The sequence below is a fragment of the Pseudomonas sp. NBRC 100443 genome, from assembly GCF_030268185.1.
Classification (GTDB): Bacteria; Pseudomonadota; Gammaproteobacteria; order Pseudomonadales; family Pseudomonadaceae; genus Pseudomonas; species Pseudomonas citronellolis.
Genome location: NZ_BSQE01000021.1, coordinates 75138 through 88940 on the forward strand (window position 1 = coordinate 75138; position 13803 = coordinate 88940).

Annotated in this window: 15 protein-coding genes; 10 read left to right on the forward strand and 5 right to left on the reverse strand. The window is 68.3% G+C overall.

Annotated features, from left to right (window positions below):
* Positions 1–366: 366 nt before the first annotated feature.
* Entirely contained in the window at positions 367–1251 is an 885-nt protein-coding gene (locus QSJ95_RS24530) for a Dyp-type peroxidase (RefSeq protein ID WP_285645868.1), read from the forward strand.
* A 16-nt stretch (positions 1252–1267) separates the two neighbouring features.
* Here QSJ95_RS24530 and QSJ95_RS24535 read toward each other — a convergent pair whose 3' ends face one another.
* Positions 1268–1432, reverse strand: coding sequence for a hypothetical protein (locus QSJ95_RS24535; protein WP_167361018.1), 165 nt, complete (start codon positions 1430–1432; stop codon positions 1268–1270).
* Positions 1433–1622: 190 nt separating this feature from the next.
* Here QSJ95_RS24535 and QSJ95_RS24540 point away from each other — a divergent pair, with 190 nt between their 5' ends.
* The 5 genes from QSJ95_RS24540 to QSJ95_RS24560 all read left to right on the forward strand — a co-directional run bounded on the left by QSJ95_RS24540 (position 1623) and on the right by QSJ95_RS24560 (position 4965).
* Complete coding sequence (locus QSJ95_RS24540; protein ID WP_285645874.1) at positions 1623–1985, forward strand: VOC family protein; 363 nt, start codon at positions 1623–1625, stop codon at positions 1983–1985.
* 186 nt (positions 1986–2171) lie between these two features.
* Entirely contained in the window at positions 2172–2333 is a 162-nt protein-coding gene (locus QSJ95_RS24545; protein ID WP_156060087.1) for a hypothetical protein, read from the forward strand.
* Positions 2334–2344: 11 nt separating this feature from the next.
* Positions 2345–3859 carry a threonine ammonia-lyase, biosynthetic gene (gene ilvA, locus QSJ95_RS24550; protein ID WP_276213811.1) on the forward strand — a complete coding sequence of 505 codons (1515 nt, stop codon included), beginning with the start codon at positions 2345–2347 and terminating at the stop codon, positions 3857–3859.
* Positions 3860–3977: 118 nt separating this feature from the next.
* Positions 3978–4376 (forward strand): cupin domain-containing protein, encoded by a 399-nt coding sequence (locus QSJ95_RS24555; RefSeq protein ID WP_276213809.1) that lies wholly within the window; start codon positions 3978–3980, stop codon positions 4374–4376.
* A gap of 64 nt (positions 4377–4440) precedes the next feature.
* Positions 4441–4965, forward strand: a complete 525-nt coding sequence (locus QSJ95_RS24560) for a thioredoxin family protein (RefSeq protein ID WP_285645876.1) — start codon at positions 4441–4443, stop codon at positions 4963–4965.
* 479 nt (positions 4966–5444) lie between these two features.
* On the opposite strand, the gene QSJ95_RS24565 is transcribed toward QSJ95_RS24560, so the two are convergent.
* A complete protein-coding gene (locus QSJ95_RS24565; protein WP_285645877.1) occupies positions 5445–5894 on the reverse strand; it encodes a GNAT family N-acetyltransferase in 450 nt (149 codons plus the stop codon).
* A gap of 96 nt (positions 5895–5990) precedes the next feature.
* Between QSJ95_RS24565 and QSJ95_RS24570 the strand changes: the two genes are divergently transcribed.
* The 4 genes from QSJ95_RS24570 (at position 5991) to QSJ95_RS24585 (ending at position 9410) form a co-directional block, all read left to right on the forward strand.
* On the forward strand, positions 5991–6551 hold the full coding sequence (locus tag QSJ95_RS24570; protein ID WP_502945318.1) for a GNAT family N-acetyltransferase: 561 nt from the start codon (positions 5991–5993) through the stop codon (positions 6549–6551).
* Positions 6552–6693: 142 nt separating this feature from the next.
* Positions 6694–7122: a nuclear transport factor 2 family protein gene (locus QSJ95_RS24575; protein ID WP_069866708.1), complete on the forward strand. Its 429-nt coding sequence runs from the start codon at positions 6694–6696 to the stop codon at positions 7120–7122.
* A 103-nt stretch (positions 7123–7225) separates the two neighbouring features.
* Positions 7226–8422, forward strand: a complete 1197-nt coding sequence (locus QSJ95_RS24580; protein WP_285645882.1) for an MFS transporter — start codon at positions 7226–7228, stop codon at positions 8420–8422.
* Between the two features lie 106 nt (positions 8423–8528).
* The gene (locus tag QSJ95_RS24585) at positions 8529–9410 is read left to right on the forward strand and encodes a helix-turn-helix domain-containing protein (protein ID WP_285645883.1); all 882 of its coding nucleotides are present in this window, start codon (positions 8529–8531) and stop codon (positions 9408–9410) included.
* 206 nt (positions 9411–9616) lie between these two features.
* Here the strand turns inward: QSJ95_RS24585 and QSJ95_RS24590 are convergent, their stop codons facing one another.
* Genes QSJ95_RS24590 through QSJ95_RS24600 form a run of 3 tightly spaced genes read right to left on the reverse strand, consistent with a single transcriptional unit; the run spans position 9617 to position 13415 of the window.
* Positions 9617–10912: an NAD(P)/FAD-dependent oxidoreductase gene (locus QSJ95_RS24590; protein ID WP_285645884.1), complete on the reverse strand. Its 1296-nt coding sequence runs from the start codon at positions 10910–10912 to the stop codon at positions 9617–9619.
* 14 nt (positions 10913–10926) lie between these two features.
* The gene (locus QSJ95_RS24595; protein WP_285645886.1) at positions 10927–12012 is read right to left on the reverse strand and encodes a polyamine ABC transporter substrate-binding protein; all 1086 of its coding nucleotides are present in this window, start codon (positions 12010–12012) and stop codon (positions 10927–10929) included.
* A gap of 44 nt (positions 12013–12056) precedes the next feature.
* The gene (locus QSJ95_RS24600) at positions 12057–13415 is read right to left on the reverse strand and encodes a glutamine synthetase family protein (protein WP_009622397.1); all 1359 of its coding nucleotides are present in this window, start codon (positions 13413–13415) and stop codon (positions 12057–12059) included.
* Positions 13416–13803: the final 388 nt, after the last annotated feature.

The window sequence follows — 13803 nt, forward strand, 5'->3', positions numbered from 1 at the left end:
AGTGCCGGGCCCGGTCGGCAGGAGGGGCTGCCGGCCGGAACGCAACGGGCGAGCAGTCTGCCAAAGACGTAAAATATGTCAAACAATTACAGAGCGATTGAATGAAAAAAATGACAGGCGAGCAGGCTTGATTCGTTCAACTGTTTGATTTAGTGCGGTTGAGCTGCGCCGATAGTCAGAAATATTTGACAGTAGGTGTTCGATAAGAACAACGCAGGTGCCGGCGCCAGGCTGACCTGCAAGGCGTTTCGTGACCGCTGCGTCCGGCCTGCCCGGCATGGGCAGAAGCGCCGCAGCGGGCGCCGCGCATTGACGCGGAGCCGCCGCCAGCCAGTAGAATCGCGCCTTTTCGCCCAAGGACGCCCCATGAGCCTCTACCAGCCCGGCATTCTCGCCACCCCGGTTCCCGCCCAGGCCCGCCACCTGTTCTTCGACCTGCAGGCCGCGGAACACTTGCCGGCCGCCCTCGACCGCCTGCTGCAGCTGGCCGACGGCGAGAGCGCGGTGGTCGGCTTCGGCGCATCGCTGGTGCGCGTGCTGGGCCGCCAGGTCGAGGGGCTGCGCGAGTTCCCGGCGCTGTCCGGCGCCGGCGTCGACAACCCGTCCACCCAGCACGCCCTGTGGGTGTGGCTGCGCGGCGAGGACCGCGGCGACCTGCTGCTGCGCACCCATGCGCTGGCGCGCGAACTGGCGCCGGCGTTGCAGCTGGTGGAGCAGGTCGAGGCCTTCCGCCACGGCGCCGGCCTGGACCTGACCGGCTACGAAGACGGCACCGAGAACCCTCAGGATGAAGACGCCGTGGATGCGGCGGTCGTCGCCGGCGCCGGCGCCGGCCTGGACGGCGGCAGCTTCGCCGCCATCCAGCAGTGGCGCCACCAGCTGCAGGCCTTCGCCGCGCTGCCCCAGGCCGAGCAGGACGACATCATCGGCCGGCGCAAGAGCGACAACGAGGAACTGGACGAGGCGCCCGAGTCCGCCCACGTCAAGCGCACCGCCCAGGAGAGCTTCGAGCCCGAGGCCTTCGTGGTGCGCCGCTCGATGCCCTGGACCGCGGGCGCCGAGGCCGGGCTGATGTTCCTGGCCTTCGGCCGCAGCCTGGACGCCTTCGAGGCGCAGTTGCGGCGCATGAGCGGCCTGGAAGACGGCATCGTCGACGCCCTGTACCGTTTCAGCCGCCCGCTGACCGGCGGCTACTACTGGTGCCCGCCGCGCCGCGACGGCCTGCTCGACCTGGGCGCGCTGCTCGGCTGAGGCGAGGCGGGCGCTCTCAGCGGCTGAGGTGGATGCGCATCTGCGTATAGCCGTTGACGAAGCGCCCGGTGCTGCCGAAGGCCGCATAGCGGAAGGCCCGGTGCATGGCGGTGAGGCCGCTGCAATGCAGGTTGCGCAGCTTGCGGTAGGCGGTCTGGTAGCGGTGAAGGAAGTTCTGCACGAAGGACGTCTCCCTGTTCGCGGTTGGGCGATCCCTGCATCGAGCGGTATCGACAGTATGGCCAGGCCTGGGATTTCTGCCGGCTTGCCTGCATGGCGATGGGGCTGTTGCCGGCGATTTCCTGGCCTATCCTGGAAAGACCGTCGAAGATCGCCACTGTTCCCCGGCGAATTGAAAAATGGAGTAGGCCATGGCTGTCAGACGCCTGGTCGCCAACCTGGCCGTGGACGATCCGGCGGCGCTGGCGGCCTTCTACCGGCAGGTATTCGAACTGGACCTGCTGATGGACCACGGCTGGATTCTCACCCTGGGCGGCGAGGGCCGCGCCCATGCGCAGTTCTCCCTGGCCAGCGAGGGCGGCGGGGGTGCCCCGGTGCCGGCGCTGTCGGTGGAGGTGGACGACCTGGAGGCCGTGTTGCAGCGGGCCCGCGAGGCCGGCGCGGCAATCCTCTTCGGGCCGCGGGACGAGCCCTGGGGCGTTCGCCGCTTCTTCCTGCGCGACCCGGCCGGGCACATCGTCAACGTCCTGGTCCACCTCGACGCCGACGCTTGACGGCCGCCCCCGGCTTCGCCTAAGTTGGCCGGCATGACCCGCACAACCCTGCACTTCGGCCGAATCATTATTACCGCCATTACGCAATTGGCGGGTTAGCCGACGTCCACCGAACCCGCCCTGGAGGCGGGTTTTTTCTGACTGTCTCCCGGGCCCCGTGAAAAAGCCCAGCAGGAGACAGGCCCAATGAGCCCCCACCGCGTCACCCAGGCCATCGAACAGGCGGATCGGTTGATCAACGCCCGGCAGTTCGAGCCCCTCATGGATTCCCATACCGATGACGCCTGCGGCGCCGACCTGCTCGACAGCCTGCCTGCCGGCGGCCGAACCCGGGAGGCGCGCGCATGAGCCAGGACGCGCTGCTCAAGGAATACGTGCGCAAGATCCTCGCCGCGCCGGTCTACGACGTGGCCATCGAAACCCCGCTGCAAGCGGCCCGCCAGCTCTCCGAGCGCCTGGGCTGCCAGGTGCTGCTCAAGCGCGAGGACCTGCAGCCGGTGTTCTCCTTCAAGATCCGCGGCGCCTACAACAAGCTGGCGCAACTGAGCACCGCGGAGCGTTCGCGCGGGGTGATCGCCGCCTCCGCCGGCAACCATGCCCAGGGCCTGGCGCTGGCGGCGAAGGAACTGGGCGTGAGCGCGACCATCGTCATGCCGCGCACCACGCCGGAGCTGAAGGTGCAGGGCGTGCTCTCCCGCGGCGGCAAGGTGCTGCTGCACGGCGACGCCTTCCCCGAGGCCCTGGCCCACGCCCTGCAACTGGCCGAGGCCCACGGCTACACCTTCGTGCCGCCCTACGACGACCCGGACGTGATCGCAGGGCAAGGCACCGTGGCCATGGAAGTCCTCCGCCAGCACCCCGGGCGCCTGGACGCCATCTTCGTGCCGGTGGGCGGCGGCAGCCTGGTCGCCGGCATCGCCGCCTACGTGAAGTACCTGCGCCCGGAAGTGAAGGTCATCGGCGTCGAGCCGGACGACTCCAACTGCCTGCAGGCCGCCCTGGCCGCCGGCGAGCGCGTGGTGCTGCCACAGGTGGGCCTGTTCGCCGACGGCGTGGCGGTGGCGCAGATAGGCGCGCACAACTTCGAAGTGTGCCGCCATCACGTGGACGAGGTGATCACCGTCAGCAGCGATGAAATCTGCGCGGCGATCAAGGACATCTACGACGACACCCGCTCCATCACCGAGCCCGCCGGCGCCCTGGCGGTGGCCGGGATCAAGAAGTACGTCGAGCGCGACGACGCGGCGGGGCAGACCCTGGTGGCCATCGATTCGGGCGCCAACATCAACTTCGACCGCCTGCGCCACGTCGCCGAGCGCGCCGAACTGGGCGAGAAGCGCGAGGCCATCCTGGCGGTGACCATCCCCGAGCGCCCGGGCAGCTTCAAGGCCTTCTGCGAGGCGGTGGGCAAGCGCCAGATCACCGAGTTCAACTACCGCTACGACCGCAGCGAGGAAGCGCAGATCTTCGTCGGCATCCAGACCCACCCGCAGAACGATCCGCGCCCGGCGCTGGTGGAGCAACTGCGCGAGCGGGGCTTCCCGGTGCTGGACCTGACCGACAACGAGGCCGCCAAGCTGCACATCCGCCACATGGTCGGCGGCCGCGCGCCGCAGGTGGAGCAGGAACGGTTGTTCCGCTTCGAATTCCCCGAGCGGCCGGGGGCGCTGTTCAACTTCCTCGAACGCCTCGGCGGGCGCTGGAACATCAGCCTGTTCCACTACCGCAACCACGGCGCCGCCGACGGCCGCGTGCTGGCCGGCCTGCAGGTGCCCGAGCATGAGCGCGGCGAATTGGGCGCGGTGCTGGACGCCATCGGCTACCGTTACTGGGACGAGAGCGAGAACCCGGCGTACCGGCTGTTCATCGGCTAGGGCGCGGCAGTGGACTGGCGAACTTCGCCGCGATTGGCCCTTGGGCCGGCCCCGGGGCCGGGGTAGCTTGGGCAGACGCCCTTCAACCCGCTGGGCCCCTGGCCCGAGGAGCCGTCCGATGTCCCTTCGCAATCTGCTGTTCGCCGGCCTGGTGCTGGCGCTGCCCGCGCTGGCCCACGGGGCCGAGCACGAGAAGATCGCCACCCTGCAGGAACACGCGCTGCCCGACGCCCCCGGCAAGAAGGGCCTGCTGATCGAGGTCAGCTACAAGCCTGGCGAGGCCTCGGCGCCCCACGTCCACGCCGGCGCGGTGTTCGCCTACGTACTGGAAGGCGCGGTGGTGTCGCAGCTAGAGGGCCAGCCGCCGGTGACCTACAAGGCCGGCCAGTCCTGGTACGAGGCGGCCAACACGCCGCACCTGGTCTCGCGCAACGCCAGCGCGACGCAGCCGGCCAAGCTGCTGGTGTGGATGCTGCTGGACGAAAAGGCCCCGGTGCTGACGCCGCTGAAGCAGTGAGATTGCCGCCGCCGGCCATTTCTGCTGGGATGCCCCGATCGACCGACAAACGAGGGAGCCCGCAATGGCCAGCTACCAGGAACTCTTCGCCATCGGCGAAGGCTTCGACGCCTTCGTCGCCCACGGCCTGCCGGCGGAAATCGCCGCGGTGCGCGCGGTGCAGCAAAGGCTCGAAGAGCCGGGCCTGATCAGCGCCGCCACCCGCGAACGCCTGGCCGCGGTGCAAGGCCGCTACCACCTGCTGGTGGCCGGCGAGATGTGGTGCCCGGACTGCCAGCTCAACATCACCGCCCTGGACTGGCTGTGCCGCCAGCAGCCGCGCATCGACCTGGCGGTGATCTCCAAGGGGCGTGCCGAGGATGAGCTGCAGCAGCGCCTGGGATTGGAGCGCGTGGCCATTCCGCTGGTGACGGTGCTGGATGCCGGGTTCGAGGTGGTGGGACGCTTCATCGAACGGCCGCAGGTGGTGGTGGCGGGGTGGGACGGGGTGAAGCCGGCGTATCGGGCGGGAGATTATCTGGAGAGTACGGTGCTGGAGCTGGTGGCGGTGTTTGAGGGGGTGGAGGGGAGGGTGTTTGCTGGTGGGTGAGGTGTTTGGGGTTGATGCCGTTCCCTCTCCCCAGCCCTCGGCTGCGCGCCCCGCCCTGAAGGGAGAGGGGGCCAGTCCGTGCCGAGAGAAGGAATGGTTTGCCGGTACCCGCCGGGCTAGCCGGCTAACTCCAAAACGCCCGCATCTGCCCAACGGTCCCCTCTCCCTTCAGGGAGAGGGTTAGGGAGAGGGCGCTCTTCAAGCCATACACCGAACCTGGCCGGCAACTGCGGTGGTTCTGCTTGAACTGGTGGGGGCGTTTGCCGGTGGCCGAGGCGTTTTGGGTTGACGCCGCTCCCTCTCCCCAGCCCTCTCCCTGAAGGGAGAGGGGGCTAGTCCATGCCGAGAGAGGGCCTGGTTTCAGCCGGCAATCTCAGTGCTAGCCGGCTGACTCCAGAACACCAGCGTCTGCCCAACGGTCCCCTCTCCCTTCAGGGCGGGGCGCGCAGCCGAGGGTTAGGGAGAGGGCGCTCTCCAGGTCACACACCACAACCATCCGGCCCCACCAACCGCTTCTTCAGATAAAACCGCTGATGCCCCGGCGGGCAATCCTCCAGCACCCCCATCAACTCGAACCCCAGCTTCTGATAGAACCCCGGCGCCTGGAAGCTGTAGGTATAAAGGAACACCCCCACACACCCACGACACCGCGCTTCCTCCTCGGCCAGCGCCAGCAACTGCGCCCCCAACCCCGCACCGCGCTGCCTCGCATCCAGCCACAGATAGTCCACGTACAACCAACCCATCCCCGAATGGCCGAACAACCCGCCCACCACCTGCCCCTCGGCATCACGGGCATACAGCTCGAAACCCTCGTAGCCATACGCCGTACCCATCCGCTCGACGTTATAGGCCCGCAGGCCTTCCTCCACGACGGCCCGGGCCTGGGGATCGGCGCCGGGGGTGAACTGGTAGCGGGCTTGCGACATGGCGCCTCCTGAGCGTGGGAAAGCGCCTAGTCTAGAGGGTAAGCGGGGCCCGTGTCCGGTGCCCCGCGCTGGCACCGGCGCGTGCTTTGGTGAAGAATGCGCGCCCGCGCCAGACACCGAGCACCCCATGACCGCCACCCGCGAGCACCGCCCATGAGCAGCACCACCGTCGAGCTGCTGCGGACCGGCCCCGAGCACAGCGAGCTGATCCGCAACCTCTACCAGTTCTATGCCTACGAGTCCTCGGACTGGGAGCAGGAAGACGTCGAGGCCGACGGCCGCTTCTACGTCCACGAGGAACACCTGGCGCGCTACTGGCAGGCGCCGCAGTGGAGCGCCGAGCTGGTGCTGGTCGACGGCTTCATCGCCGGCTTCGTGCTCATCGAACGCAGCGAACTGCCGGGCATCGACGCCCTGGAGCTGGCCGACCTGTTCATCCTGAAGAAGTACCGCCGCCAGGGCATCGGCCGCGCCGTGGCGACCCAGGTGCTGACGCGCGGGGAGGGCGCCTGGCTGGTGCGCTTCTACCGCCAGGACGAGGCGGCGCGGGCCTTCTGGCAGGCGGTGCTGGAGGTGCTGCCGCGGCCGGCGCTGCCCGTCGAGCCGGGCGACGACGAGCAACTGCTGAGCTACCTGGTGACGCCGGCCATCCACTGAGCCGCTGTGCGCGCGGGTCATAGGTCTGTCATTTGCGATCATTGAGCCGCGCCGGGGCCGGTCTTATGGTTCCTCTGACCACAGCGTCCGGCGCTGCCGGATGGCCCTGCATTACAAGAACGACGAGACAGAGGAACCGATGATGAGCGAATTGCAACTGCAACCCCGGGCTGCCGCCTCCCTCCAGCACTGGCACCGCATGATCGCGCAGCGTGACTTCAGCGCGTTGCCCGAGCTGCTGGCCGAGGACGTGGTGTTCCGCTCGCCCATGGCGCACACGCCCTACCCGGGCGCGAAGGTGGCGGCGACCATCCTCAACACCGTGCTGCAGGTCTTCGCCGACTTCACCTACCACCGCGAGCTGGCCAGCGCCGACGGCCTGAGCGTGGTGCTGGAGTTCAGCGCCAAGGTCAACGGCCGCGAGCTCAAGGGCATCGACATGATCCGCTTCGACGAACAGGGCCGCATCGTCGAGTTCGAAGTCATGGTGCGCCCCATGAGCGGCCTGCAGGCCCTGGGCGAGGAAATGGGCCGGCGCGTGGGCGCCTACCTGGCGACGGCCAAGGCCTGACCGGAAACCCCATCGGCCCGGCATACGCGCCGGGCCGAACCCCGGGTGCGGCGGCGCCCTGTGCTAGGCTGAGGCGGTTGTCCCCCCAGCCGAGTGAACACGGATGCTCGCTGCACTCAAGCGTTACCCGCGGTCGGTGAACCTGCTGTTCTGCGCCACCTTCGTCCTGACCCTGGGGCGAGCCATCAGCCTGCCGTTCCTGGTCGTCTACCTGTCCTCGGCCTTCGCCCTGCCGATCGCCCGCATCGGCGCCATCGTCGGCGGCGCGCTGATCGCCGGCTCCGTGCTGAGCCTGTACGGCGGCTACCTGACCGACCGCCTGTCCAGCCGCGGACTGATCCTGGGCTACACCGCGTGCTTCATCGCCGGCTTCGTCGGCATGTGCCTCACCGCCAACCTCTGGCTGTTCTTCGGCTTCCTGGTGGCCTTCAACTTCGCCTATTCGGCGGTGGACGTGGCGGTGAAGGCGAGCTTCGGCCGCCTGCTGCCGGCGCAGGAGCAGGGCCGCGCCTTCTCCATCCGCTACACCTTCATCAACATCGGCTACGCCGTCGGCCCCTTCCTCGGCGCCGGGCTGGCGCACTGGGTGCCGAAGCTGCCGTTCGTGGTCTCTGCGCTGCTCGGCGCCGGCTTCCTGCTGCTGTACCTGGGCTACGGCGAGCGCAGCCAGCGCCCGGCGCCGGCGGGGCAGGCGCCGGTGTCCTTCCTGGCTCTGGGCCGCGTGCTGCTGGATGACCGGCGCCTGGTCTGCTTCACCTTGGGCGGAGTGCTCAGCGCGGTGGTGTTCGGCCAGTTCACCGCCTACCTCTCGCAGTACCTGGTCACCACCCGCAGCGCCGAGGTGGCCTACCAGGTCATCAGCACCGTGGTGGCGGTCAACGCCCTGGTGGTGATCGCCCTGCAGTACCCGCTGGGCCGGCGCATCGACGAGAACCGCCTGGAGACCTGGCTGCTGGCCGGGCTGGCGCTGTTCCTGGCCGGGGTGATCGGCTTCGCGCTGTCCACCAGCGTGCTGCACTGGGTGCTGGCGATGACGGTGTTCACCCTGGGCGAGATCATCGTGTTCCCCGCCGAATACATGTTCATCGACCGCATCGCCCCGCCGCAGCTGCGCGGCATGTACTACGGCGCGCAGAACCTATCGAACCTCGGCGGCGCCCTGGGCCCGGTGCTCTGCGGCTGGGTGCTGGCGAGCCTGCCGGCGCACTGGATGTTTGTGATGCTGGGCGCCTTCGTCGTCGCCGGCGGGGTGTTCTACCGCCTGGGCGCGGCGCTGCCGGTGCCACCCCGGCAGGCCTGAATGCCGGAACCGCCGCCTTCCGGGCCCGCCGGCACGGGTTGCCGCTTGCACCACCTTCGTCGCCATTGATAGCCTTCGCGGCCTAAGAAGAACACAGGCCCCGGGTATGGTGATCAGGGTTGTCGAAGCGCAGGAAGTCGATCAGCAGCGGATAGCCATTCCGGGTTGGGAGCAGCAGTACACGCAGATGTCCGCCGGGCGCTTCGCCGGGCGCATCCTGCATGCCGAGGTCGAGGGTATCGAGCTCTACGAGGAGCAGATGAACCTGCGCGTGGAGCAGGAGTTCCATGCGCCGTCCGGCGCGCTGGTGTTCAGCTTCGACATGTCGGAGAACACCCTCTACCTGCTCGATGGCGAGACGCGCAACGCCTGGGTCACGCCGGAGAACTACCGCGAGGTGGCGGTGGTGATCAAGCAGGCGGGGCAGTGGGGCCAGGCGCTGGACGACTTTGCCGACCTGGTGCTGACGCCCCTGCGCTCCGACGGCTGCCGCTCGCTGGCCGCGTCGCTGAGCGACCTGCTCGCCGGCGCAGGCGCCGGGCGCCATCCGGTGGAGGCCCCCGGCGTGGCGCAGGCCATAGTCGCCAATTGCTTCTCCCTGCTCTGCGAGGCGCCGGCCGGCGACGAGCAGCGTTCGCGCTCCATCGTCCAGGCCAAGCGCGTGGTGCAGCGGGTCAAGGACGTGGTGAACGATTGCCCCGAAGAGAACTTCGCCATGGCCGAGCTGGCGGCGAAGGCGGGCGTTTCGCCGCGCACCCTGCAGCAGTCCTTCCTGCGTTACGCCGGCATGCCGCCCATCGTCTGGCTGCGCAACCGCCGTCTGAACGCCGCCCGCCGCGACCTGCTGGGCGCCGCCGAGTCGGGCATGACCGTCGCCGAGGTGGCGATGAAGTGGTCGTTCTGGCACCTGGGGCGCTTCTCCCAGTCCTACCATGCGCTGTTCGGTGAGTACCCCAAGGCTACTGTCAGGCAGGGTGCCTGGCCTTAGCGCCGTTACCTTCGGCCAGCGGCGGATAACCGCGAACGGTTATGCGCCCTACGGGGCAGGGAGCAGCTGTCTTGCCCACCGCACCGGGGCGCTTTTCGTAGGATGGGTTGAGCCTGCGAAACCCATGCGGCCACGGTGATGGGTATCGCTTCGCTCAACCCATCCTACGGGTGTTGTGTTTGCCGAAGAGCATTTCGGCGCGGGCCTCAGCCCAGCTTCTCGCGTATCCGGTACCAGGCCATGCCCAGGGCCAGCAGTGGCGAGCGCAGCAGCTTGCCGCCGGGGAAGGTCAGGTGCGGCACCGCGCTGAACAGGTCCAGGCCCTGGCTGTGGCCACTGTGGATGGCCTCCGCCAGCAGCTTCGCCGACCAGTGCGTGACGTTCAGCCCGTGGCCGGAGTAGCCCTGGGCGAAGAACACGTTCGGGTACGCCTTGAGCCGCCCCACCTGGGGGAAGCGGTTGGCGGTGATGCCGATCATGCCACCCCACTGGTAGTCCAGCCTTACGTCCGCCAGTTGCGGGAACACCTTGAGCACCTTCGGCCGCATGTAGGCGCCGATGTCCTTCGGGTCGCGCCCGGAATAGTGGCAGGCGCCGCCGAACAGCAGGCGTCGGTCGGCCGTCAGGCGGTAGTAGTCCAGGCCCACCTTCTGGTCGCACAGCGCCATGTTCTGCGGGATCAGCTGCGCCGCCAGCGCCTCGGGCAGCGGCTCGCTGGCCACCACGTAGCTGCCGGCGGGCAGCACCTTGCCGGTCAGCCGCGGTTCCAGTTCCTCCAGATGCGCGTTGCAGCCGAGCACCAGGTTGTCGGCCAGCACCCGGCCCCGCGCGCAGTGCACCACCACCTGGCGGCCATGCTCGATGTGCAGGGCGGGGCTGCGTTCGAACACCTTGGCGCCCAGGGCCGCCGCCGCGCGGGCCTCGGCGCGCACCAGGTCGAGCGGGTGCAGGTGCCCGGAGCCCATATCCACCAGGCCGCCGGCGTACTGGTCGCTGGCCACCACTTCGCGGATGCGCTCCGGCGCCACCAGATGCGTCTCGTGCGGGTAGCCCTGGGCGCTCAGCTGGGCGTGCTCCTCCACCAGGCCGGCATATTGCGCCGGGGTGTTGGCCAGCTCGCAGAAGCCCCAGCGCAGGTCGCATTCGATGGCCAGGCCGCGGATGCGCTGCGCCACCAGCTCCACCGACTCGCTGCCGGCCCGCTCCAGGTAGCGCACGCCTTCCTCGCCGACGTACTTGGCGAAGCCGCTGACGTCGTGGCCGATGCCGCGGATCAGCTGGCCGCCGTTGCGCCCGCTGGCGCCCCAGCCGATGCAGCGGGCCTCCAGCAGCACCACGCCGAGGCCGCGCTGGGCCAGCTCCAGCGCGGTGTTGACGCCGGTGAGCCCGCCGCCGACGACACAGACGTCCGCGCGAACCTCGCCCTCCAGCGCGGGGTAGGGCTGTTTGTCCCGGGCGCTGGCGGCGTAGTAGGACGCGACCTGCTCGTCGGTGTGGCTCATGGCTCGCTCTCGCTTCATTGGTTGAACTTGATCTTGCTCCAGCTGCGGGTCATCAGGCGCATGATCTTGGGCGGCGGCGCCTTGGAGATGTACAGCTTGTCCAGCACCTGCTGGCTCGGGTAGACCTCGGGGTCGTTCTGCATCTGGGCGGGCAGCAGCGCCTTGGCGTCGGCGTTGGCGCTGGGGTAGCCGACGTACTCGCTGATGCCGGCGATCACCTGCGGATCGAGAACATAGTTGATGAAGGCCAGGGCCTGCTCGGGGTGCGTCGCGTCCGAGGGAATGGCCATCAGGTCGAACCACAGGTTCGCGCCTTCCTTGGGAATGGCGTAGGCGATCTCGATGCCGTTCTTCGCTTCCCGGGCCCGCGCGGCGGCCTGGAACACGTCGCCGGAGTAGCCGAAGGCCACGCAGATGTTGCCGTTGGCCAGGTCCGAGATGTACTTCGAGGAGTGGAAGTAGGTGACGTAGGGGCGCACCGCCGCCAGCTTGGCCTCGGCCTTCGGGTAGTCCGCCGGGTTGGTGCTGTTGGGGTCCAGGCCCAGGTAGTTGAGCACCGAGGGGATCATCTCGTCGGGCGAGTCCATGAAGGCCACGCCGCAGGCGCTGAGCTTCTTGATGTTCTCCGGCTCGAACAGCACCGCCCAGGAATCGATGCGGTCGACGCCCAGCACCTGCTTGACCTTCGCCACGTTGTAGCCGATGCCGTTGGTGCCCCACAGGTAGGGCACCGAGTGCTTGTTGCCCGGGTCGTTCTGCTCCAGCAGCTTGAGCAGCTGCGGGTCCAGGTGCTTCCAGTTCGGCAGCTTGCTGCGGTCCAGCTCCAGGAACACCCCGGCCTGCACCTGGCGGGTGAGGAAGTGGTTGGAGGGCACCACCACGTCGTAGCCGGAGCGGCCGGCCAGCAGCTTGCCTTCCAGGGTTTCGTTGGAATCGAAGACGTCGTAGACCGGCTTGATGCCGGTGGCCTTCTGGAAGCCGCCAAGGGTGTCCGGGGCGATGTAGTCGGTCCAGTTGTACACGCTGACGGTCGGTTCGGCGTGGGCGCCCGCGGCCAGCGTGGCCAGGGCGAAGGGCGCAAGGTAGCGCAGCAGTCTCATGACGACTCCTGAATTGTTGTTGTGGTTGAGGCGAAAAGGGCGGATCAGACGCTCAGCAGCAGGAACTCGCGCTCCCAGGAACTGATCACCCGCTTGTAGTTCTCGTGCTCGGTGCGCTTCACCGCGACGTAGCCCTGCACGAACTTGCGGCCCAGGTATTCGCCGAGCACCTCGCAGTCTTCCATCTGCGCCAGGGCGTCCTCGATGGTGATCGGCAGGCGCAGGTTGCGGCGCTCGTAGGCGCGGCCCTGTACCGGCGCGCTGGGGTTCAGCCGCTCGATCATGCCCAGGTAGCCGCACAGCAGGCTGGCGGCCAGCGCCAGGTAGGGGTTGGCGTCGGCGCCGGGCAGGCGGTTCTCCACGCGCATGGCCGCGGGCGGGGCGGCCGGCACGCGCAGGCCCACGGTGCGGTTCTCTTCGCCCCACTCGACGTTCACCGGCGCGGAGGTGTCCGGCAGGAAGCGGCGGAAGGAGTTCACGTTCGGCGCGAACATCGGCAGCACTTTCGGGATGTACTTCTGCAGGCCGCCGATGAAGTGCAGGAACAGCTCGCTCATGGAGCCGTCCTCGTTGGCGAAGACGTTTTTGCCGGTGGCGATGTCCAGCACGCTCTGGTGGATGTGCATGGCGCTGCCCGGCTCGTCGGTGATCGGCTTGGCCATGAAGGTGGCGCTCACGTCGTGCTTGAGCGCGGCCTCGCGCATGGTGCGCTTGAACACGGTGATCTGGTCGGCCAGGTGCAGCGCGTCGCCGTGGCGGAAGTTGATCTCCATCTGCGCCGGGCCGTCCTCGTGGATCAGCGTGTCCAGGTCCAGGCCTTGCAGCTCGCACCAGTCGTAGACGTCCTCGAACAGCGGGTCGAACTCGTTGGCGGCGTCGATGGAGAAGCTCTGCCGGCCGCTCTCGGCGCGGCCCGAGCGGCCCACCGGGGCTTCCAGGGGGAAGTCCGGGTCGCTGCTGCGCTTGGTCAGGTAGAACTCCATCTCCGGCGCCACCACCGGGCTCCAGCCCTTGTCGGCGTACAGCTTCAGCACGCGCTTGAGCACGTTGCGCGGCGACAGCTCGATGGGGTTGCCGTATTTGTCGAAGGTGTCGTGGATGACCATCGCGGTCGGCTCCAGCGCCCAGGGCACCACGAAGATGGCGTCCGGGTCGGGCTTGCAGAGCATGTCGATGTCGGCCTCGTCCAGCAGGTCGTAATAGACGTCGTCGTCGACGAAATCGCCGGTGACGGTCTGCAGCAGCACACTTTCCGGGAGCCGCATGCCCCCTTCGCCGAGGAACTTGTTGGTGGGGGAAATCTTGCCGCGGGCGATGCCGGTCAGGTCGCTGACCACGCATTCGACTTCGGTGATTTTCTGTTGCTTCAGCCGTTGCTCCAGTTGCTCGGCGGGGGTGCTCATACAAGCCTCGGATGGTTCATGGGTTCTGGGTGGGGGCGCCGGCAGCGTGGCGCTGCCTGGCCGCGGGGCTAGTTTCGTCCGCCGGGCGGGGGCGTTCTATCCACTTTCCGCACGCTTGAGGCCGCGGGGGGCGCAGGGCGGGGGACTTGTGGCGATTCTTCGGGCGGAATCAGGGGAAGTTTCCGTCGCGGCAACTGCCTTGAGCCCTTACAAGGCGCATCCGTAGATTCCGTCTGCCACGGTTCGCCCGTGGTGGGGCGTAGGAACCCCTGAACGACAACAGAGCACGGCGGCGCCATAGCCGCAGGGAAAGGCAGCTTCTTGTGTCTGACTCCCTGCGTTTCCATGGCGGGCCGTGCGAGGAGGCTTCGGCCTGCCGGTTTCTCTG